General features: G+C 52.5%; 18 protein-coding genes and 1 pseudogene. 11 read left to right on the plus strand and 8 right to left on the minus strand.

Translation table 11 applies throughout. The annotated features are described in order from the left end of the window. Genes B9G79_RS06250 through B9G79_RS06265 form a run of 4 tightly spaced genes read right to left on the minus strand, consistent with a single transcriptional unit; the run spans position 1 to position 4,701 of the window. Complete coding sequence (locus B9G79_RS06250) at positions 1–165, minus strand: cbb3-type cytochrome oxidase subunit 3 (protein WP_088564771.1); 165 nt, start codon at positions 163–165, stop codon at positions 1–3. After that, the gene (gene ccoN, locus B9G79_RS06255; RefSeq protein WP_088564772.1) at positions 162–2,282 is read right to left on the minus strand and encodes a cytochrome-c oxidase, cbb3-type subunit I; all 2,121 of its coding nucleotides are present in this window, start codon (positions 2,280–2,282) and stop codon (positions 162–164) included. The genes B9G79_RS06250 and ccoN overlap by 4 nt, the downstream gene beginning before the upstream one ends. Then, a complete protein-coding gene (gene ccoS / locus B9G79_RS06260; protein ID WP_011165006.1) occupies positions 2,279–2,434 on the minus strand; it encodes a cbb3-type cytochrome oxidase assembly protein CcoS in 156 nt (51 codons plus the stop codon). The genes ccoN and ccoS overlap by 4 nt, the downstream gene beginning before the upstream one ends. Then, a complete protein-coding gene (locus B9G79_RS06265; RefSeq protein ID WP_232469227.1) occupies positions 2,431–4,701 on the minus strand; it encodes a heavy metal translocating P-type ATPase in 2,271 nt (756 codons plus the stop codon). Before B9G79_RS06265 ends, ccoS begins: the two co-directional genes overlap by 4 nt. A gap of 354 nt (positions 4,702–5,055) precedes the next feature. Here B9G79_RS06265 and nirK point away from each other — a divergent pair, with 354 nt between their 5' ends. From nirK to B9G79_RS06285, 4 genes are all read left to right on the plus strand, one after another. Next, complete coding sequence (gene nirK, locus B9G79_RS06270; RefSeq protein ID WP_011165004.1) at positions 5,056–6,471, plus strand: copper-containing nitrite reductase; 1,416 nt, start codon at positions 5,056–5,058, stop codon at positions 6,469–6,471. Positions 6,472–6,486: 15 nt separating this feature from the next. Further along, complete coding sequence (locus B9G79_RS06275; protein ID WP_011165003.1) at positions 6,487–7,230, plus strand: formylglycine-generating enzyme family protein; 744 nt, start codon at positions 6,487–6,489, stop codon at positions 7,228–7,230. 12 nt (positions 7,231–7,242) lie between these two features. Then, the gene (locus B9G79_RS06280; RefSeq protein WP_011165002.1) at positions 7,243–7,845 is read left to right on the plus strand and encodes an SCO family protein; all 603 of its coding nucleotides are present in this window, start codon (positions 7,243–7,245) and stop codon (positions 7,843–7,845) included. A 64-nt stretch (positions 7,846–7,909) separates the two neighbouring features. Continuing rightward, positions 7,910–8,167 carry a DUF2249 domain-containing protein gene (locus tag B9G79_RS06285; protein ID WP_011165001.1) on the plus strand — a complete coding sequence of 86 codons (258 nt, stop codon included), beginning with the start codon at positions 7,910–7,912 and terminating at the stop codon, positions 8,165–8,167. A gap of 42 nt (positions 8,168–8,209) precedes the next feature. Here the strand turns inward: B9G79_RS06285 and B9G79_RS06290 are convergent, their stop codons facing one another. Further along, positions 8,210–8,674, minus strand: coding sequence for a hypothetical protein (locus B9G79_RS06290; protein ID WP_038449827.1), 465 nt, complete (start codon positions 8,672–8,674; stop codon positions 8,210–8,212). Continuing rightward, positions 8,667–9,395 (minus strand): Crp/Fnr family transcriptional regulator, encoded by a 729-nt coding sequence (locus tag B9G79_RS06295; protein WP_038449825.1) that lies wholly within the window; start codon positions 9,393–9,395, stop codon positions 8,667–8,669. Before B9G79_RS06295 ends, B9G79_RS06290 begins: the two co-directional genes overlap by 8 nt. Positions 9,396–9,557: 162 nt before the next feature. Here B9G79_RS06295 and B9G79_RS06300 point away from each other — a divergent pair, with 162 nt between their 5' ends. The 7 genes and pseudogenes from B9G79_RS06300 to B9G79_RS18310 all read left to right on the plus strand — a co-directional run. After that, entirely contained in the window at positions 9,558–10,241 is a 684-nt protein-coding gene (locus B9G79_RS06300) for a c-type cytochrome (protein WP_038449822.1), read from the plus strand. A 7-nt stretch (positions 10,242–10,248) separates the two neighbouring features. Beyond that, positions 10,249–11,574 (plus strand): cbb3-type cytochrome c oxidase subunit I, encoded by a 1,326-nt coding sequence (locus B9G79_RS06305; protein ID WP_011164997.1) that lies wholly within the window; start codon positions 10,249–10,251, stop codon positions 11,572–11,574. Next, positions 11,571–12,341, plus strand: a complete 771-nt coding sequence (locus B9G79_RS06310; RefSeq protein WP_011164996.1) for a CbbQ/NirQ/NorQ/GpvN family protein — start codon at positions 11,571–11,573, stop codon at positions 12,339–12,341. Before B9G79_RS06305 ends, B9G79_RS06310 begins: the two co-directional genes overlap by 4 nt. A gap of 1 nt (position 12,342) precedes the next feature. Next, positions 12,343–14,172, plus strand: a complete 1,830-nt coding sequence (locus B9G79_RS06315; protein WP_011164995.1) for a nitric oxide reductase activation protein NorD — start codon at positions 12,343–12,345, stop codon at positions 14,170–14,172. 129 nt (positions 14,173–14,301) lie between these two features. Further along, complete coding sequence (locus B9G79_RS06320) at positions 14,302–15,750, plus strand: methyl-accepting chemotaxis protein (RefSeq protein ID WP_011164994.1); 1,449 nt, start codon at positions 14,302–14,304, stop codon at positions 15,748–15,750. Between the two features lie 114 nt (positions 15,751–15,864). Continuing rightward, positions 15,865–16,002 (plus strand): hypothetical protein, encoded by a 138-nt coding sequence (locus B9G79_RS18145; RefSeq protein ID WP_011164993.1) that lies wholly within the window; start codon positions 15,865–15,867, stop codon positions 16,000–16,002. 139 nt (positions 16,003–16,141) lie between these two features. Continuing rightward, positions 16,142–17,149: pseudogene (locus B9G79_RS18310) on the plus strand (NnrS family protein); the annotation flags it as partial. On the opposite strand, the gene nrdD reads toward B9G79_RS18310, so the two are convergent. Further along, complete coding sequence (nrdD, locus tag B9G79_RS06330; protein ID WP_011164991.1) at positions 17,091–18,989, minus strand: anaerobic ribonucleoside-triphosphate reductase; 1,899 nt, start codon at positions 18,987–18,989, stop codon at positions 17,091–17,093. The pseudogene B9G79_RS18310 and the gene nrdD sit on opposite strands and share 59 nt — an antisense overlap. Next, positions 18,986–19,453, minus strand: coding sequence for an anaerobic ribonucleoside-triphosphate reductase activating protein (gene nrdG, locus B9G79_RS06335; RefSeq protein WP_011164990.1), 468 nt, complete (start codon positions 19,451–19,453; stop codon positions 18,986–18,988). Before nrdG ends, nrdD begins: the two co-directional genes overlap by 4 nt. Positions 19,454–19,554 lie beyond the last annotated feature (101 nt).

The following is a 19,554-nucleotide window of genomic DNA, read 5'->3' on the forward strand; positions in this document are numbered from 1 at the left end:
TTATTCTCCGTCTTTCAAAGGAATCTGTTCCATGTGGGCATAAATCTCGGTGCTGTTTTTGCGGTATACCCAGATCATCACTCCTACAAAGAAGAGGAAGAAGATCAAAAGGCCCATCGCAGTCAGGTGCGTGTCAGTGAAATATTTCAGTCCTTCCGATTTCATTGTACTTTTCCTTTCTGCCCCAGGGACTGCAGGTAAGCAATCAGGGCCACGATTTCCTTGTCTTCAAGACCTTTTGGAGCACCGTTGGATTCCAGATCCGCAGCGATCTCTTTGGCCTGTTTCTGAGCATAGATGTCGGCGTTGGCCACAACATCGTCTGCATAAGGAACATCCAGCTGTTTCATGACGGACAGTTTTTTACGCAGGACCAGGAAGTCGGTCTTTTTTTCTGCCAGCCAAGGATAGTTCGGCATGATACTTTTCGGGGTCACTGCACGCGGATCCAGCATATGGCTGTAATGCCACAGGTTCGGATACTTCTTGCCCAGACGGGAAAGATCCGGACCGGTGCGTTTAGAGCCCCATTGGAACGGACGATCGTACATGGATTCTTCCACCGTGGAAGCGGCTCCATAGCGCATCACTTCAGAAGCGATCGGACGGATCTGCTGGGAGTGGCAGACGTAACAGCCTTCTTTGATATAGATATCACGACCGGCAAGCTCCAGCGGAGAATACGGATCCACGATATTGTTCGGATTCACATAGCGATGCAGGGACAGAGTCGGATAAATCTCGATCACGGAACCCACGGCAATGGCCAGGAACGCCAGGACAGAGAACACCGCACCCATGCCTTCCAGTTTGCGGTGACCCTTGGTCAGCTCGTCATAACCGGAACGGGACACTTCGATGTAAGCATCATGTTGTTCTTTGGGAGCCAGCTTGATGGTTTTATAGATGTTGTAACACATCATCACGAAGCCCACGATGAACAGGAATCCACCCAGTGCGCGCACCCAGTAAAGTGGAACGATACGAACCACAGTTTCGATAAAGTCCGGATACACCAAGGTACCGTCTTCACCGACAGCCAGCCACATCAAACCTTGAGTGATGCCGGCCACAACCATGGAAGTGTAGTACAGAAGCACGCCGGTCAGGCCGATCCAGAAATGGTTTTCCAGAAGTTTTTTGGAATACAGTTCAGTTCTCCACAAGCGTGGAACCAGATAATAAATCATACCGAAAGTCAGGAACCCGTTCCAGCCCAGGGCACCGGAGTGAACGTGACCCACGATCCAGTCAGTGTAGTGACCGACTGCAGAGATGGATTTGATGGACAGCAGCGGTCCTTCGAAAGTCGACATCCCATAGAAAGTCAAAGCCGCAACAAAGAACTTGATCAGTGGTTCGGTTTTCAGCAGGTGCCAGGAGCCTTTCAAAGTCAAAAGACCATTGATCATGCCACCCCAAGAAGGCGCCCACAGCATGATGGAGAAGATCATTCCCAAAGTCTGTGCCCATTCAGGAAGGGATGTGTAAAGCAGGTGATGTGGACCGGCCCAGATATAGATGAATACCAAAGCCCAGAAGTGAATGATACTGAGGCGGTAAGAGTACACCGGACGGTTCGCCGCTTTCGGCACGTAGTAGTACATCAGACCCAGGAACGGCGTGGTCAGGAAGAAGGCCACCGCGTTGTGTCCGTACCACCATTGCACCAGGGCGTCCTGAATCCCGGCATAGACCGGATAGGACTGCAGGAATGTCACCGGAATCTCGATGGAGTTCACGATATGCAGGACTGCCACAGTGATGATTGTGGAAATATAGAACCAGATCGCCACATACATGTGTTTTTCACGGCGTTGACGGATGGTCATGAAGAAGTTGATGGCGAAGATCACCCACACCACAGTGATGGCGATGTCGATCGGCCATTCAAGCTCTGCATATTCCTTGGACTGGGAGTACCCCAGAGGCAAAGTGATGGCGGCAGAAAGAATGATCAGCTGCCAGCCCCAGAAGTGCATCTTGGAAAGCAGATTTGAGAACATGCGGGTTTTCAGCAGTCTTTGGCTGGAATGATAGATCCCGGCAAAGATCGCATTCCCGGCAAAAGCGAAGATCGCCGCATTGGTGTGCAGCGGTCTCAGGCGCCCGAATGTGATCCATTCCAGATTGGCGTTCATTGGCCAGTAGGCCAGCTGCAATGCTGCGATCAAGCCAAAAAGAAACGCAGCCCCGGCCCAGATCATGGTCGCCAGGACGAACTTTTTGACAATATCGTCATCGTAATAAATTTTCTCGATGAGATTTCCCGATGTGTTCACGATTTTTTCCTTTCGTTTTCGTCATCTAAAATACGGTGTGCTGGTGTCTCGAGGTCATCAAACTGACCTTTGGAGGTGGCCCAGAGAAAGGCGGAGACAAAGCCAATTCCCAGAATTAACGCCATGGGGATCATGATCATGATGATGTTCATCGGAACCCCCACAAGGATGAAAGAATGATGACCACGGAACTGATGGGCATCAGAATCGCCGCCATCAGCGGATCGATGAATCCGGCCAGGGCCAGGATTCCACCGATGGTGTTGTAAGTCAGTGAAATTCCCAGATTGCGTTTCAAAACGTTCTGGGTTTGTTCCGAGATTTTCAAAAGATCAAAGAACGGGGAAAGTCCCCCGCGAGTGAAGTACACATCCGCACTGTTCAGGCTCAAGTCCACGCTGCCTTTCACGGCGATACCGACGTCCGCCGCCTGCAGGCTGAGTGAATCGTTGGCGCCATCGCCGATCATGCAGGTGTTTTTGTGGCGAATGAGAATGTCTTTTTTATCTTCCGGGAATAGTTCGCCGTGGGCGTTCTCACGGGCAATACCACACTGGTTTGCGGCCTGGTACACGCGACTTTTTTTGTCGCCGGAAAGAAGGAAGCAGTTCATGCCGCGTTTATTCAGCTCTTGCACCGCCTGGGCAGAGTCCTGGCGAAGCTCATCCAGGAAATAAAGGCGGCACAGGCTTTGGCCGTCACACAGAACCTCGATGGCGGTTTCGTCCTCGTGAGTGCTTTCTGAAAGATGGCGGATCTCGTAAAGTTTTCCGTCGATCAGTCCCTTGACCCCTTTACCCAGGATCTCCTGGGCATTTTGCACCGCGGGCATAAATTCAGGATGCGGCCATGCCTGGCGCAGGGCAAAGGCCAGTGGGTGGTAAGAGGTGGCTTCCAGCGCCAGAATATTGGCCTGCAGGCGCGGAGAGATTATCGCCGGCTCGGAGTGAGACAAAGACAGGTGGCCTTCAGTCAAAGTGCCGGTTTTGTCAAAGAAGATGTTTTTTACTTCGAGCATGCGTTCCAGACTGGTGGCATCTTTCAATAAAATCCCCAGACGCTGGGATTTTTTCAGGGCCAGTCCGAAAGTCAGTGGCGAACCAAAAGCCAGTGCACAAGGGCAGGCCAGGACGATCAGAGCCAAAGAGCGGTTGAAGGCCTCGGATATATCGATGCTGGCGTAAGCAATAAAGAACAGCACCGCGATAGAAAACACCGTGATTATCAACCACTGGGCCAGACGGTCGGTGAGGGCGATAAAGCGGCTTTTTTTCAAGGCCCCGTGATCCAGCTGCTGCAGCAGCTGACCCAGTTTGGATTCAGAAAACTGCAGGTTCATGCGCACCAGAACTCCGTCATCCAGAATTTTGGTTCCGGCGAACAATGTCATCCCGGAAGAAAACACCTTGGGCAGGGACTCGCCGTTAAATAAGGACATGTCCAGCGTGGCGTGGGAAGACAGCAACGTGGCATCCGAGGGCAGGCTCTGGCCCTGTTTTAGTTTCAGGACGTCGCCGGCCTTCACAGAGGACCACGGGATCACAGCGGAGGTATCACCGCTGATGCGCTCGTATTTTTCCATCTGGAAAAAGGACTTCATGCGGGACGGGGAAAGATAGTTCTGCTGCACGCGTTTGAGCAGATAACGCGCTGAAAGGATAAAGAACATGAAGCTGGCGGTGCTGTCGAAATAGATGTCGCCGTCACCACGAACCAGGTTGGCGGTGGAAAGGGCAAAGCCGGACAGCATCGCAATTGCGATCGGCAGATCGACATTGATGACTTTGTATTTCAGGGAATTCCAGGCGCCTTTGTAAAAGGGCTGGGCAGAGTAAAGCAGGATCGGCAGGAACAGGGCAAAGCTGAGCCAGTTAAATACTGTCGCCCAGGTGCCAGCAAGCCCTGAGTACACCGGAATCACAAACAGCATGGTGTTCCCGGCACAGAAGCCCGCCACCGCGATTCTTTTTAAAAAGCTGCGGTTTTCGGATTGATAGCGGGCGGCCAGATTGTCCTGGGCGGCCAGCGGTGAAGGTTTGTATCCCAGTTCCGCAATGACATGGGCCACTTGCGCCAAAGAACCGCCTTCGGCCAGTTTCACCGCAACAGTGCTTTGACCGAAGTTCACTCGGGCCATGGCAATGCGATCATAAAATTCGGGTAGTTTCTCCAGCAGATGCACGCACGAGGAGCAGTGCAGTCCTTCGGCAAAGAACAGGAAGTTGAAATCCTGTTTGTCGTGGCTGTAAAGGCGACGGAACTCGGGCTGATCCAGATAAGCATAAGGATTCTGTTGTTCGGAAAGCACCGGAATTTGTCGCACATGCAGATCCAGAGTCTCGCACGCCGAACAGCAGTACACGGGCTCGGTGGTTCCGGCTCTGCAGTAGGCGCATTCGTGTAGATTTGCTGTGTTCATGGTGTCTCCAGGATGTCTCAAGTGTGCCATCAGCATGCCCACCCCGATATGATCGGGATCATGTTCCAGAAAATAGTCGGGGAATCTGTTTTCCGCAAGCGGAACAGGTGCTGTAAATCGTTGCATTGTCTTGATTTTTCGATTCCTAATGAAACCTGAAACTTCTCACTATATTAGAAATTGGTCCGGGTCACCTTGATCCTTGTCAATTTTTGGTTGTTTTATTCTGCGGTGGTCCAGCGGCGGGTGAATTTTCTGAAAAAAATCGGTCAAGATTGGGCAATGGTTGACGGCCGTCATGTACTTCACCCGGAATTTCTCCGAGAATGACTGTATTCATCAAGGAGAAAAAAGATGAAAGACTGGAACTACAAAAGACTACTGCTAACTGGAGCGATCGCCTGCCTGGCTCCCATGCCGGTCCTGGCTGACAATATCAAGGGTGAAGAGGTGGCGGTGCTGACTGATGCACCTGAAGTGCCACCGCCAATCACTCGCAAACATGCAACCAAGGTCATCGTAAACCTTGAAACCAAGGAAGTGAAGCTCCGCCTGGCCGATGGGGTGGACTATACTTTCTGGACTTTCGGGGGCAAGGTTCCCGGTAAATTCATCCGTATCCGTGAAGGGGATCAGGTGGAGTTCCATCTGCACAATCACCCTTCCAGCAAGCTGCCTCATAATATCGACTTGCACGCTGTGACTGGACAGGGTGGTGGTGCGGAGGGATCCTTCACTGCTCCCGGTCACAGCTCCACTTTCAGTTTCAAGGCACTGAATCCGGGGCTGTATGTGTATCACTGTGCAACTGCGCCGGTGGGCATGCATATCGCCAACGGGATGTATGGTCTGATTCTGGTTGAACCCAAAGAAGGTCTGCCTAAAGTGGACCGTGAATTCTATGTGTTGCAGAGTGAGTTCTATACTAAGGGTAAATATGGAGCTCCGGGTTTGCAGCCGTTCAGCATGACTAAAGCGGTCGAGGAAAAAGCCGACTATGTGGTCTTTAACGGTAGCGTCGGGTCTTTGGTGGGCGATAACGCCATGAAAGCCAAAACTGGTGAAAAGGTCCGCTTGTTTGTGGGTAACGGGGGGCCGAATCTGGTGTCCTCTTTCCACGTGATTGGTGAGATCTTTGACAAGGTCTATGTTGAAGGTGGCAAGCTGGTGAATGAAAACGTCCAGACTACTTTGATTCCGGCGGGTGGATCTGCCATTGTGGAATTCAAACTGGATACTACAGGCACTTTCATTCTGGTGGATCACTCGATCTTCCGTGCCTTCAATAAAGGCGCCATCGGGATGCTGAAAGTGGAAGGCAAAGAAGACCATGAAGTCTATTCCGGAAAAACCAAAGACGGTATCTATCTGCCTGAGGGTGGTGTGATCCAGGAAATTGGTGCGGAAGCTCCGAAACAGATCCCAGCCAAAACTCTGGAAGAACGACTGTCTGGCGGTAAACGTATCTATGAATCCTCTTGCTTTGCCTGTCACCAGAGCAATGGTCAGGGGCTGCCGGGTGCGTTCCCTCCACTGGCGAAGTCGGACTTCCTGAAAAACAAGGATAAGGCGATTTCTGCGGTGATTCACGGTCTTGAGGGCCCGATCAAGGTCAACGGCAAAGAGTACAACTCAGTGATGCCGGCGCAGATTCTGTCGGATGAAGATGCTGCGAACGTACTGACTTACATCTACAGCATGTGGGGCAACTCCAAAAAAGTTGTGACTCCGGCTGATGTCAAAGCAGTTCGGGCTGCGGGTAAAAAGTAACTACGGAGGTTCAGAATGGACGGTCTTAAAAATTGGATAATGCTGACAGCCGTCCTTCTTTCCTGTGCTGGACAAGCCGCCCCCGAGGTGCTGATCCCGGCTGGTGAATACAAAATGCCAGCCAAGCTGAATCAGAAAAGCATCAAGGTGGCGGAATTTAAGATCGACATGCGTCCGGTCACTAATGCCGAGTACCTGGAATTTGTGCGCCAGAATCCCCAGTGGCGCAAAGCCGGGGTGAAAAAGATCTTTGCCGACAGCAGCTATCTGAGCTATTGGCCGGCGGATCTGGAGTTCGGTGATAAATCAATGGCGAATTCGCCGGTGGTGCGGGTGAGCTGGTTTGCCGCCCGGGAATACTGCGCCTGGAAAGGGCGCAGACTTCCTTTCACCAACGAATGGGAATACGTTGCACAATCCCCCTATAAAAATCGCACCGAAATCCGTGAATTGATATTGGAATGGTATGGTCGCGGCGCAGAATGGCCGTTGGCTTCCGTCGAAAAGGGCAGTGCCAACCGGTTTGGCGTGCATGATATGCACGGCCTGATCTGGGAGTGGGTCGAGGACTTTAACACCGCGCTGGTCACCGGGGAATCCCGGGCCGATGGTGGACTGGATAAAAACCTGTTTTGTGGCGCGGGGGCTTCCGGCGCTGCGGATCCCGGCGATTATGCCGCATTTATGAGATTTGCTTTTCGCAGCAGTTTGCAAGCCCGGTACACAGTGCAAAACCTGGGCTTTCGCTGCGCTAAATAACGAGGAGACGTTATGAAACTTTCAAAAGTTCACTTTGTGGCGATAGCTTTTTTGATGGCGGGCCCGGTTCAGGCAGGGGATCATGATCATCACCATCATCAAGCCGCACCCGCAGCGGAAAAATCAAAACCGCTGCATGATGAATCCATTTACAATCTGAATTCCTCTTTGCTGGACGAAGACGGAAAAGTCTTTCAACTGGAAAAGTACCGTGGCAAGCCTGTGGTCATCTCCATGGCTTACACCAGCTGTGTTTATACTTGCCCACTGATCCTGGCGCAAATGCAGCAACTGGAAAAAGCCCTGGCCGAACAGGGTAAGAAAGATGTGCGCTTTGTGCTGGTCAGCTTTGATCCGGCCAAGGACACTCCGAAGGTTCTGAAGGACTATGCGAAGAAAAAGAAACTGAGCACACAGTGGAATCTGCTGACATCCAAGTCTGACAAAGAACCCCGCGAAATCGCCAGCGTTCTGGGCATCAAATACAGCAAAGTCGAAGGCGGTGACTATGACCACTCCTTTATTATTACTGTGCTGGATGCTGAAGGTGTACCACGCGGCCGCCAAGTCGGCGCGGCAGGAAACCCAAAAGACCTGATAAAGTTCATCCCTTGATTTGAATCAAGGCCAATGGGGGTGAGACGGCTTAAAGTGGTCTTACCAACAAGGAGGAACTAGTATGAAAGAGTTCGTAATCGAGGCACAAAAGATCGAGCCTATGCACAGACATTCCTATATTTTTGAAAGCTTTGATAATCTGGAGGGCGGTGACAGCCTGGTGATCGTGAACAACCATGATCCACTGCCACTGCTTCGCCAGTTCGGGGAATCCCGCCCCAACCAGTTTGTCGACGAGTATCTGGAAAAAGGTCCGAACGTTTGGAAACTGCGCCTGACCAAAAAGAAAAAAGAAGGCTGCTGCGGATTCTGCGAGTAGCCCCAATAGCAAGCCCCTGTTGCGGAAAATCTGCGACAGGGCTTACGCCAGCAGTTTCTCACATAACACGAACAGACATCCATCCTCTTTCGCAATATGCCGGCGCAACAGCTGTTCATAGTCGGACTTTAAAGCTTCCAAAGCCCCGGGATATTTTTCCCGCATTTCGGGTTTTAATAAAATTTTAATGGCCTCGGCCAGGTGATGACCCAGTTCATGTTCATCCATGGGCAGGCTGAGCGGGTTCTGCGCGTTCAGCCATTCGAACGACGGATAGGCTGAGGCCTGGGGCAGGCCCTGTTCATGCAGCAGCTTCAGGCGTCGACGAGGTTCGCTTTGCGGGGCCAGATCCAGCTCCATGCCCCGGAAGTAGGTGCACAGCGGTCCGCCCTGGCTGAGCAGGGGGTGCGCTGCGATTTTCGGAAACAGCTCCTGTTCCTCCAAGGGGTGATGAACCGCCTCCACAAAATGCAGGATCTCCAGGATCGGTGCTTTTTGCTCAAACATTTTCAAGATGGTCTGATGCTCCTCGCGAAGCTTTCTTAGAAGGTCGTTCACTTTCCACCTCCATCAACGCCTGTCGGTTTAAAATTTCAATATGCCTGTCGGTTGTTTGAATCCAGCCGTTCTTGGTCCACTGGCTCAGGATACGAATCACGGTTTCACTCTGGCTGCCGATCCGTTCGGCAATATCATTTCGGGTCAGCGGGATGTTGATATAACCGCTTTGTGATCCCTGCCGAGCCAGCAGGCGCAGCAGAAAGTCCGCCACCCGGTGGGGCGCCAGTTTATGGGACTTGCAGATGTCGTTCTGGAACTCCAGAAAACGCTCGGAGATCTGGCGGTTCACACGCCGGCGCAGTTCCGGGATCTGCATCAGATGATCAAAGAACAACCCCACCGGTATTTTCAGTAAAGTGCTGTCCTCGTTACAGACGGCGGAAGTCGGATAGCGGGGGTTCGGAAGTCCGGCCATGGCTACGCCCAGGAACTCACCCTGACTGAGGAAGTTGAATATTTTCACTGCATCCCGGTCAATGGACTCCTGAATCTTAAAAGACCCGTACAGCACCAGATAGATGTGTTCGATCGGCTGGCCTTTTTCAAACAACGTGTCCCGCTGAGTGCAGTGTATAAGCTCGAAATAGGGTGCGATCTCGCGCAATTCCTTTTCGGTGAACTGGCGAAGAAAATCCTGTTTTTTAAGTACGCTGATCTTGTCTGACATAAGGTCCTCTTGCACAGAATGCCAAGACTTTAAGGGCCAAAACATGATCCGGATCAACTCTGGGATTTTTATCATTTAGTGATCATTCTTGATCTGGATCAAAGATTGGCGGGCGGGTGCAGTGTTATTTCTTCTGAAAAATGCCCACAGCACAGGAGCAACATGTTAACCAAATCACAGGCAAAGAAGTTTTTTGTAGTGGGAACGGTTCTTTGCTCAGCGGCCTTCGTGTTGCTGACCATAGACACCTTCCGCCGGATTCCCAAACAGACCAATCAGATCGAAATGACCGACGCAGTTGTGCGCGGTAAACATCTTTTCGATCGCAACAACTGCATGGGGTGTCACACCATCCTGGGAGAGGGCGCGTATTACGCGCCGGAGTTGACCAAAGTGTGGGAACGGCGCGGAGAGATCTTTATCAAATCCATGCTGCGCGACCCGCAGGCCATGTATCCCAATGACCGCAAGATGACCAACTATCACTTCACCGAAGAAGAGATCAATGATCTGACGGCCTTCTTGAAATGGATCGGCACGATGGATTTGAATGGCTTCCCTCCGAAACCCGATCTGGCTCAGCCGGTCAGTGCCGCTGCCGTGCAGGCGACTGTGGCCCAGCCGCAGATTTACGGTCAGGTTTGCGTAGCCTGCCACACGATGAATGGCACTGGCGGCAACACCGGACCAACGCTGGATGGGATCGGCAGTCGTCGTGACGGTGAATACCTGACTCACTGGCTGAAAGATCCTGCGGCGGTGAAGGCGGATTCCAAGATGCCAAAACTGCCCCTGACAGACGAGCAGATCCAGGAACTTGTGACTTACCTGTCACAGATAAAATGAGGACATCATGAAGTATCAAACACAAAAAATAGCGTACTGGTTTTTCGCCACCTGCATGCTGCTGTTTTCGCTGCAGCTGGTTTATGGATTCATCATGGGCTTTGCCCATATGGGTTTCGATGGTTTGCATAACATCATTCCTTTCAATGCCGCGCGCGCCACGCACACGAATTTGCTGGTGGTGTGGCTGTTGACGGGCTTTATGGGGGCGGCCTACTACATCATTCCTGAAGAGGCGGACCGCGAACTGATTCACCCGAAGCTGGCGTATGTGCAGCTGGGGGCTTTGGTGGCCGTGGGTGTGGTTGCCATTATCGGTTTTCACATGAACTGGTGGGAGGGACGTAAGTTCCTGGAAATCCCACGTCCTTTGGACTATCTGGTGGTGGCCGATGTGCTGCTGTTTATTTATCTGATCGGTGGCACGATCTGGAAGGGCAAACGCTACACCACAACAAGCATGGTTTTGTTCCTGGGCCTGTTGATGGCGGCACTGCTGTATCTGCCGGGCATGATCAACACGGATCACCAGACGCTGGATTCTTACTGGCGCTGGTGGGTGGTGCATCTGTGGGTGGAAGGTGTGTGGGAGCTGATCATGGGGGCGATCATGTCCTTCCTGCTGATCAAAATGACCGGCGTGGACCGGGAAGTTATCGAGAAATGGCTTTATATCATTGTCGGTTTCACCTTCCTGTCCGGGATTCTGGGAACCGGGCACCATTACTATTACATCGGTACACCCAGATACTGGCTGCTGGTGGGTGGTTTGTTCGGGGCTTTGGAGCCGCTGGCATTTTTGGGTTTTGCTATCTATGCCGTGGCCATGGCCCGCAAAGGCGGGAAAAATCCTGACAACAAAATGGCGATGGCCTGGACAATGGCAACCGCGATTCTTTCCTTTGTCGGTGCGGGCTTCCTGGGCTTTGCCCACACTCTGCCGCAGGTGAACCTGTACACGCATGGAACTCTGGTGACAGCGATGCACGGACATCTGGCATTTTGGGGAGCGTATGCCTGTCTGGTGCTGGCGCTGATCGCCTATGCGATGCCAAAACTGACCGGTCGGAACTTGCAGGATTCCCGTATGAATGTGTTCGCTTTCTGGACCTCCAACATCGGCATGATTGCGATGACGCTGGCTTTTGGAGTGGCGGGGATCGCGCAGGTGTACCTGGAAAGAAAATTGGGCATGGATTTTTTGACCGTGCAAAAAGAGGTCGAAGTTCACTTCCTGGGACTGGTGCTGGCCGCATCGCTGTTTTCAGTGGGGATTGTTGCCTATGTCTGGAACTTCATCCGCTTCGGGAAACCTGCAGGTGAAGTCAAATGAGTGTCTATTACCGGGAAGTCGCCAACGAAGTGGATCTGTTCACACGCTGTTATGAGCAGCAGCTGCCGCTGTTGATCAAGGGACCCACCGGTTGTGGAAAAAGTCAGCTGGTCGCCCACATGGCCGAAAAACTGAAACGTCCTTTGGTGAAAGTGGCCTGCAATGAAGACACCAGCAGTGCTGACTTGCTGGGGCGCTTTCTGATCAAAGGCAATGAAACTGTGTGGCAGGATGGGCCGGTCACACGCGCCGTGCGTGAAGGGGCGATTTTATATCTGGATGAAGTCGCCGAAGCCCGGGAAGACGTGATTGTGGCTTTGCATCCGCTGACGGATCACCGTCGCGAACTGTATGTGGATCGCACCAACGAAGAACTGGTGGCGCCTGCCGGATTCATGTGTGTGGCCAGTTTCAATCCCGGCTACCAGCGGGGCTTTAAGGAATTAAAACCGTCCACTCGTCAAAGATTTGTCACTTTAAGTCTGTCTTACCCAATGCCGGAATTGGAAACTGAAATTCTGCATCGGGTGACCGAGGTTGATCTGAAAACCTGTCAGCGTCTGGTTGAATTGGGGAATAAGATCCGCGGGCAGAGACACCTTGAGTTGAAAGAGACCGTGTCCACGCGCCTGCTGGTGCATGCGGCCCGTCTGTTCAAGTCCGGGATGTCTCTGCGCCAGGCTTGCTTGTTTGGTGTTGGTCAGTGCCTGTCTGATGACGTTCAGGTGCTGGAAGGCCTGAAGGATCTAATTCATTTGAGCATGTGATATGGATTTAACCGAGAAGCTTTTTGAAATGGCGGTGCGCTGGAATCGGCGAAGACAGACAAGGGCTTCGCAATCCAGTCGCTATGGGCTGCAGGACTGCGACAAGGCCCTGGCCCTGGTGGTGCAGCCATTCTTTGAGGAAAGTTTCGAGATCCATGCCTCACGCCAAAGCGGGGTGAGCGATCGGGTCTTGTATCTTCCCGAGTCCATCGGATTTTTTCCGGAAAAAAAACGCAATCGTGATTTATACATTCATCAGGCGCTGCATCTGGCTGCGGCGCAAAGACTTGGTTTGTGCTGGCCTGACGCCGACATGAATGGTTATGCCCGCGCGGTGCATTTTTCCAAAATGCGCCAGCCGTTGTCGCAAATTATTGAAAAGATCTATCCGGCTTTTGCCGAATTTCACCGGGAACTGACGAAGGATTTCTTTTTTCATTTAAAAAACACCCCGGTCACGCGGGCCGGAACCGAGGCATTGGTTTTGCTGAACCCGCTGCATCCGCAGGGTTTGAAACCTTCGTTGGATGTTCAAAAAATCAAGCGCAATGAACCGTTTCCTGACGACGTTTGGCTGTTGTGGGGTGGGCTGGCCAGCCGGGGGCCGAGCCACTTTTCACGGGAGGGGGAAAGCTCCCTCCAGCCACGAACATCGCAGAAAGAATCTGAACTTGTGATGCAGACCCACTTTGAAAAAGAAGAAGTGGATCTGGACAAGGAAGAGCACAATCCGGTGACACATTCCTTTGAAAAGATGGAAACGGTGGATGACTATCAGGGCGGGAGCCGGGTGGCTGACGGTTCCGATCAGCTACAGGAACACGCTGAAGCTCTGCAAGAGATCATGCCGCGCAAGGTGACCCGCTCTGGAGAATCGGCGGCTTCGTTTTTCAAATCGGATTTCGCCGGAGGTTCTGTGCGTGAGGACCTGAGCGAGGTGATCACATCCACCGAAGAAGTCCATTACCCGGAATGGCATTTTAAAAAGAAGCAGTATCTGAAGGACTATTGTAAACTTCTGGTCAGTCATCCCGAAGTGACTGTGGGAGGAGATTTGGCCGGGCAGTTGAAAGAACAGCACAGTGGTCTGATCAGTCGTTGCCAGCAGCAGCTTGCGGCCGTTCGCAACCAGCGCAGATGGCGCAAAGGTCAGCTGGATGGACCGGAGCTGGATCTGGATGCATTGGTTCGGCATGTGGGAGATGTGCAGAATAAAATCCCTTCCCCCGGCCGGTTGTACCAGACTCAGGTGAAGCGCGAACGTGATCTGCAGATCGTGATAGTTTTGGATCTGAGCCTTTCCACGGATTCTTATGTCAGTGACCGGCGCGTGCTCGATACTGAGCTGGAGGCGGTCGGCCTGTGGGGTCTGTTGCAGCCCTCAGGCCCGGACAACACCTTGGTGGCGGGGGCATTTTCCGAAACCCGACACAAATGCGCCTTTGAGATTTTAAAGGATCAGGGCGAGGACTGGAGCGCGTATTTTTCCCGGGCGCAGCAGATTGTGCCCCGGGGTTATACACGTTTGGGCCCGGCCCTCCGTCACGCCACACGGATCCTGAGGGAATGCTCGGCACGGCAAAAAGTGCTCATTATTCTGACCGATGGCAAACCTACAGACTATGATGGCTATGAAGGCCGCTACGGCATCGAAGATATGCGCAAGGCGTGCATGGAGGCGGAAAGCGCACAAATCAGCACGCGGGCCTTTGCGATTGAAAAGGCCGCCAAGCACTACTTCCCCCAGATGTTTTATTCCTTTGAAATATTACCGGATCCTTCCCGGTTACCCGAGAGTTTGATCCAGTTCCTTCTGAAGATTCGCAGTTAACCTGCCCCATGGTGCTGTAACATCCGTGTGGTCGAGTTGTTTTTTTCATCCCCCGGGGTAGATCAGAAAAACGTAAAGCTACCCATAAATCGGACCGACTTATTGCACGCACTAAAAACGGAGGAAGAGATGAAGGCGTGGTTCAAGGGTATTCGGGGCAGGTTGTTGGCGGTGGCGCTTTTGCCGGTTGTGGGTTTTTCAGTCGCTTCGTGGGTGTCCTTTGATGGCATCAGTCGCGTCGGAAGTCTGCTTGATTCGGCCCATGATCAGATCATTCCCAGCACCACGGCCTTGGATCGTCTGATAATTGCCCGGAACAGATACGGCTACAGCATCTTTGTGGCATTGAGTTCCACCGACAATCCCGAACTGAAGAAAGAGCGCTTGGAAATTGCCCGGGAAGCGATCCGTGACTGGCGCACGAACTTTGAAATTTACCAAAAGAATCCGATTCATTCTGAACAGGAAAAAGAGAGTCGTCAGTTTATTGAACAGAACAAAGATCACTATCTGGGGCTTCTTGAAAAAGCCATCGCGTTGGTGGAAAGTGGCAAACCCGAGGAACTGACCGAGGCGCGCGCCCTTCTTTTGGGTGAGGTTTGGCAGCTGGGCACTTTGATTGGTAAAAACAACCAGACCATTGCCAGGACCTATGAGGAACGGGCGCGTCAGGAGGGGCTTGAGTCCGAGAGCCTGCAGAAATCCGTGTACCTGTGGACCGGGATCATCAACACCACGGCAAGCATCGTGATCATCTCAATTATTCTTTTGATTTCAAACCGTATTGCCAGGGGCATTTCTTTGATTGCCGACCGTCTGTCTTCAGCCAGCGGGGATGTGACTTCCTCTGTGTCCCAGCTCAGTGAAGCGGGCATCACGCTGTCGCAGTCCTCGACGGAAGCGGCTGCCTCTTTGGAGGAGACGGTGGCTTCGTTGGAGGAGTTGACGTCCATGGTGCAGGTCAATGCTGACAATGCAAGACAGGCCGCGGCCATGTCGGCAAGCTCGCGTGAATCCGCCGAGGCCGGGGAGCGCGAGATCCGGGGCCTGATTGAATCCATGAGTGAAATCAGCAAGTCATCCAAGAAGATTGAAGAGATCATTTCGGTCATTGATGACATCGCCTTTCAGACAAACTTGCTGGCCTTGAACGCTGCCGTGGAGGCTGCGCGCGCCGGGGAGCAGGGCAAGGGTTTTGCCGTGGTGGCAGAGGCCGTGCGCTCGCTGGCGCAGAGAAGTGCGGTGGCCGCCAAGGACATCACCGTGCTGATCAAAGCCTCGGTGGAACAGGTTGAACAAGGCAGTGTTGTTGCTGACAACAGCGGTGTGGTTTTGAAAAACATCGTTGAATCAGTCAAGAAGGTCGCGGATTTGAACAATGAAATTGCCGCGGCCTCTGTCGAACAAAGTGCCGGGATCGCACAGATTGGCAAAGCCATGAATCAGCTGGATCAGGCATCGCAGTCCAATGCCGCGTCCGCGGAAGAAGTCGCCGCCAGCAGTGGAGAGATCGGGGGGCTTGCCGGCGTAACCCAGCAGCTGACCGTGGATCTTAACACGATGGTTCTGGGGGCATGATCCCCATCAGCAGGGCTGCTGATTTCCCGGGTGAAACCGGCGGCTCTTGATTTCGGTCATGTTTTTGCCACGCTGGCCGCCATTATTCTCGGATTATTCATCGGAGAATAAAAAATGGAATTGGCAAAGAATATTTTCGTGGGCGGTGTTGTTGGAAGCTTAATGGTTGTCGGTGCCAGCGTGGGCATCGTGGGTGGTTCCATGGTGATCTGTGGCGCCTCCCTGATAGGCTTATGGCTGGCCGGGGGCTAGTGCATTATTGATCCCGATCATGTTTCGAGCCGGGAAAGAGTGTTAGTGTCGAATCAACCCCTCAAGAGGGTGGAGCGAGGCTAATATGAATACGACTTCAATGGATGCATACCGATACTTCTTCCCAGCGGGCTGGGTGATGGCTGTGTGGGGTGTGTTGCTGTGGATTCTGTTTCCGTGGAATCTGGTGACCTATCCGGGACTGCATCATCCTGAAATCATGTCGGGTGGCTTCTTTCTGTGTTTTGTCGCGGGCTTTTTAATGACCGCGGCCCCGAAATTCACCGCAAGCTTTGGTCCCACTAAAAATGAGCAGCGGGCGTCGCTGGTGTTGATTGGTCTATTGTTCGCAAGCCTGATTCCAGGCAGCAAAACTTTCTTTTATTTCACCGTCACAGCGTTATTTGTTTTCCTGATTACTTATATGGCCCGTCGGTTTTTGAATCGTAAAAACAATCCGCCGGATTCATTTCTGTTTGTCGGTGTCGGCCTTGGAGCCGGGTTGGTGGGCAGCCTTACTTTGCTGCTGGGGCAGTTTGTGAATGTGCCCAGTGAGTTGTATCAACTGGCGCGCACGTTCTTCCTGCAGGCGTATGTACTGTGTCTGGTAATGGGTGTGGGAAGCCGTTTGATTCCGGCCCTGCTGGGCTGGGCTCCGCTGCCAACCGAGTCTTCCAAGTACACTCCGCAGATCAAATTGTATTCGGCTCTGGCCGTGGCTTTCCTGGGAAGTTTTGTGCTTGAAGTCCTGGTGCAGCCGCTGTCCGGTCAGATTCTGCGCGCCCTGGTGATGAGCTTTATCGTGTTTAAATTCTGGAAGCTGCACCACCTGCCGCAGCGTCGTGCCTTCCAAAGCTGGTGGCTGTGGGGTTCAGCGTGGATGCTGCTGCTGGGACAGTGGGGCACTGTGGCCTTTTTGGATTTTCGCGTGCATCTGCTGCATGTGATTCTGGTCTCGGGATTGGGGTTGATGACTTTCATGATTGCGACGCGTGTGACTTTGTCCCACGGAAAGCATGACATGATCTGGGAGAAGAACTCCAAGGGGTTGTTCCTTGGAGCCCTTCTGATGGGATTTGCCGGACTGACTAGGTTGTCAGCGGGATTTGCTCCGCACATCTATCAGTCCCATCTGGTCTATGCGGCGTATACCTGGATTCTGGGTTTGATCGTCTGGGGCTGGTTGTTCCTGCCAAAGATGATACGGGTGAAGGCGTAGGGTGATAGAACCTTTTCGCCGCTTCGATCTGGCGGGACTTACTGAAGGCTGAGACCCGCTTCAGATAGCCTATGACCCGGGTGGCGTGGTCAATGTCCTGACTGCCGCACTCGCTGCATTTGTACAGAGTTCTTTTGTCGATGTGTTCACAAACGTTGCAGATCGTGATCTTGATGTTCACACACCAGTAATTACAGCCTGACAAAGCCGCCGCACGGATCAGTTTCAGGAATCCGTCGGAAGTCAGTCTTTCCTCCAGATTCAAGTGCAGGGCGGAGCCGCCATCCAGATATTGCATCATTTCCTTGCCGTGCAGATCCATTTTGTCCAGCGGATTGACGCCGTCGTTTTCCACCACATAGAAATAGGAATTGTAGCAGTCCCTTGGTACGAACAATCCGTCTTTGCGATCCCACTGGGCATTTTTCACCCCAAGATTTTCCGCCGGAACAAATTCGGTGTTGAACATGAAACCGTATTTTTCCCGCGCTTTGCGGTTGGCATCATAGATGACTTTCAGTTTTTCCCGCACGAAGTCCTTGTAGGCTGCGCTGTTTTCCACGCTTAGGCCGGAAAACTCGGCCGCTTCCACCATGCCGTTGATCCCGATGGTCAGGAACTGTTTTGTCAGGGTGATAAAGCCTGCGGAATAGGCACTTAACAAGCCGGCCTCGAAATATTCCTGCATCAGCTGGCGATAAGCGACCTGATACTTTTGCACTTTGTCCACCATCTCGGCCAGATCCAGATTTTTTTGCACCAGGCGGTTCATGTTGATGGTGATCACATTAATGGATCCCGTCGCGACGCCCCCGGCCCCCAGAGAATAGCTGAACGTATTGTCCGAGATTTCATTGCGCAGACGGCAGCAGCTGGCCAGACTGTCGGCGGAATCGCTCATGTACATAAAGAAGCTGTTGCCGCGGCTCAGTTCGTCGGCGCACATCGTGGCAAAATCCAGGTCCCGCGGGCCCTTGTCATCAACAAGCATGGCGGCTGTGACCACCGGGAAAGTCAGAATCGCCTTCTTGCGTTCGTCATTGAACCAGCTCATGAAATGAGATTGCAGTTTCTTGACGCTGTCCCAGCGGGGAAGATCGCCGTCCGGGAAAACAAAATCGCCGAACAGGGATTTGAAATAGTATTCATCATAGGCCGAGATGTTCCAGAACACTGACTGATAGCCTCTGGCCGCGGCGGGCTGATTGAGGGCATAAACCACGTGCTGCAGGTGATTGTTGATAATGCGTCGATGCGTTTTCAGGTAATCGTCGCCATAATCCAGACGTGCAAAGTGGTCAAAATACATCAGCCATTCGACGGTGGCCACGGCGCCGGCAAACTGCGCTGACACGGCAAAAACCAGATTCACAAAACAGCCGCAGAAACTTTCCAGGTGCTGCGGAGCTTTGGATTCGCCACCCAGATCTTTAAGTCCCTGCAACAGCAGGGGGTACATGGAGATCGAAGCGCAGTAGGGCTTTAAAGATGTTTCATCATGCACATAAATTTCATGACTTTCAATTTGGCGCACATATTCTTTTGCCAGATCCGGACCAAAGAGATCGGCGATCTTTCCGGCGACCAGACTGCGGTTGATCTGGATGTTGATGTCCTTGTTGATCTCGGCCTCCAGTGTGGCGATGTTTTTCAGAGTGACGTTGGCGTTGGCATCCAGCTTGGAGCCTTCAGCGGCATTGCTGGCGGCTTTGTATTGCTGAACAAATTCGATTTTTTTCTGTATCTGCTCTTCTGTGAGACGGATCATAGGGAGGGCTCCTTTGTGTTGTGTTGAAAAAGATGATTTAAAGTTTCACCGCTACGCAGATCCCTGAAGATCTGATTGGTGGTGGGCGACCACAGGCCTCCGCGGGCAGTGATCCACGGGCCGGTTTTTAAAAAGTCGAGGTGTTGTTGCAGTTCATGCGGGATGTGATCCAGCCCCGTATAAAGAGCGGTGAGGAGATCTTCCTGATGCGCGAGTTTTAAAAATTCAAGGAGTTCGTCCTGGCGCCATTCTCCACCCAGGAAGAGGACGCAGGAGATTCGCTGGCGGTAGCGTCGCACCAGTTCAAGAAACATGATCGGCGTCAGGGGAGTGCCGGTCTTTTCGGTCCAAAGTTCCGGAGAATGACACCCCGGACATTTCAACGGGCAGCCACAAACATAAAACGCCAATGAGATATGATTTGGGACTTCCTGGAAGACGATGTCGTGCTTATAGATGTTCATGCTGGTCTCCACCACTAGATATAGGATAGCGGCGCAAAACCCGGTGACACCCCTATAGTGGCGAAAGCATGATCGAGATCACATCACAAAAGATTTTTAAA

The organism is Bdellovibrio bacteriovorus (genome assembly GCF_002208115.1).
Lineage (GTDB): Bacteria > Bdellovibrionota > Bdellovibrionia > Bdellovibrionales > Bdellovibrionaceae > Bdellovibrio > Bdellovibrio bacteriovorus_C.

Bases quoted from the DNA above. Each gene is read 5' to 3' on its own strand.
- B9G79_RS06250 (WP_088564771.1), bottom strand. From the start codon at position 165: ATGAAATCGGAAGGACTGAAATATTTCACTGACACGCACCTGACTGCG.
- ccoS (WP_011165006.1), bottom strand. From the start codon at position 2,434: ATGAACATCATCATGATCATGATCCCCATGGCGTTAATTCTGGGAATT.
- B9G79_RS06265 (WP_232469227.1), bottom strand. From the start codon at position 4,701: ATGAACACAGCAAATCTACACGAATGCGCCTACTGCAGAGCCGGAACC.
- nirK (WP_011165004.1), top strand. From the start codon at position 5,056: ATGAAAGACTGGAACTACAAAAGACTACTGCTAACTGGAGCGATCGCC.
- B9G79_RS06275 (WP_011165003.1), top strand. From the start codon at position 6,487: ATGGACGGTCTTAAAAATTGGATAATGCTGACAGCCGTCCTTCTTTCC.
- B9G79_RS06280 (WP_011165002.1), top strand. From the start codon at position 7,243: ATGAAACTTTCAAAAGTTCACTTTGTGGCGATAGCTTTTTTGATGGCG.
- B9G79_RS06285 (WP_011165001.1), top strand. From the start codon at position 7,910: ATGAAAGAGTTCGTAATCGAGGCACAAAAGATCGAGCCTATGCACAGA.
- B9G79_RS06290 (WP_038449827.1), bottom strand. From the start codon at position 8,674: ATGTTTGAGCAAAAAGCACCGATCCTGGAGATCCTGCATTTTGTGGAG.
- B9G79_RS06295 (WP_038449825.1), bottom strand. From the start codon at position 9,395: ATGTCAGACAAGATCAGCGTACTTAAAAAACAGGATTTTCTTCGCCAG.
- B9G79_RS06300 (WP_038449822.1), top strand. From the start codon at position 9,558: ATGTTAACCAAATCACAGGCAAAGAAGTTTTTTGTAGTGGGAACGGTT.
- B9G79_RS06305 (WP_011164997.1), top strand. From the start codon at position 10,249: ATGAAGTATCAAACACAAAAAATAGCGTACTGGTTTTTCGCCACCTGC.
- B9G79_RS06310 (WP_011164996.1), top strand. From the start codon at position 11,571: ATGAGTGTCTATTACCGGGAAGTCGCCAACGAAGTGGATCTGTTCACA.
- B9G79_RS06315 (WP_011164995.1), top strand. From the start codon at position 12,343: ATGGATTTAACCGAGAAGCTTTTTGAAATGGCGGTGCGCTGGAATCGG.
- B9G79_RS06320 (WP_011164994.1), top strand. From the start codon at position 14,302: ATGAAGGCGTGGTTCAAGGGTATTCGGGGCAGGTTGTTGGCGGTGGCG.
- B9G79_RS18145 (WP_011164993.1), top strand. From the start codon at position 15,865: ATGGAATTGGCAAAGAATATTTTCGTGGGCGGTGTTGTTGGAAGCTTA.
- nrdD (WP_011164991.1), bottom strand. From the start codon at position 18,989: ATGATCCGTCTCACAGAAGAGCAGATACAGAAAAAAATCGAATTTGTT.
- nrdG (WP_011164990.1), bottom strand. From the start codon at position 19,453: ATGAACATCTATAAGCACGACATCGTCTTCCAGGAAGTCCCAAATCAT.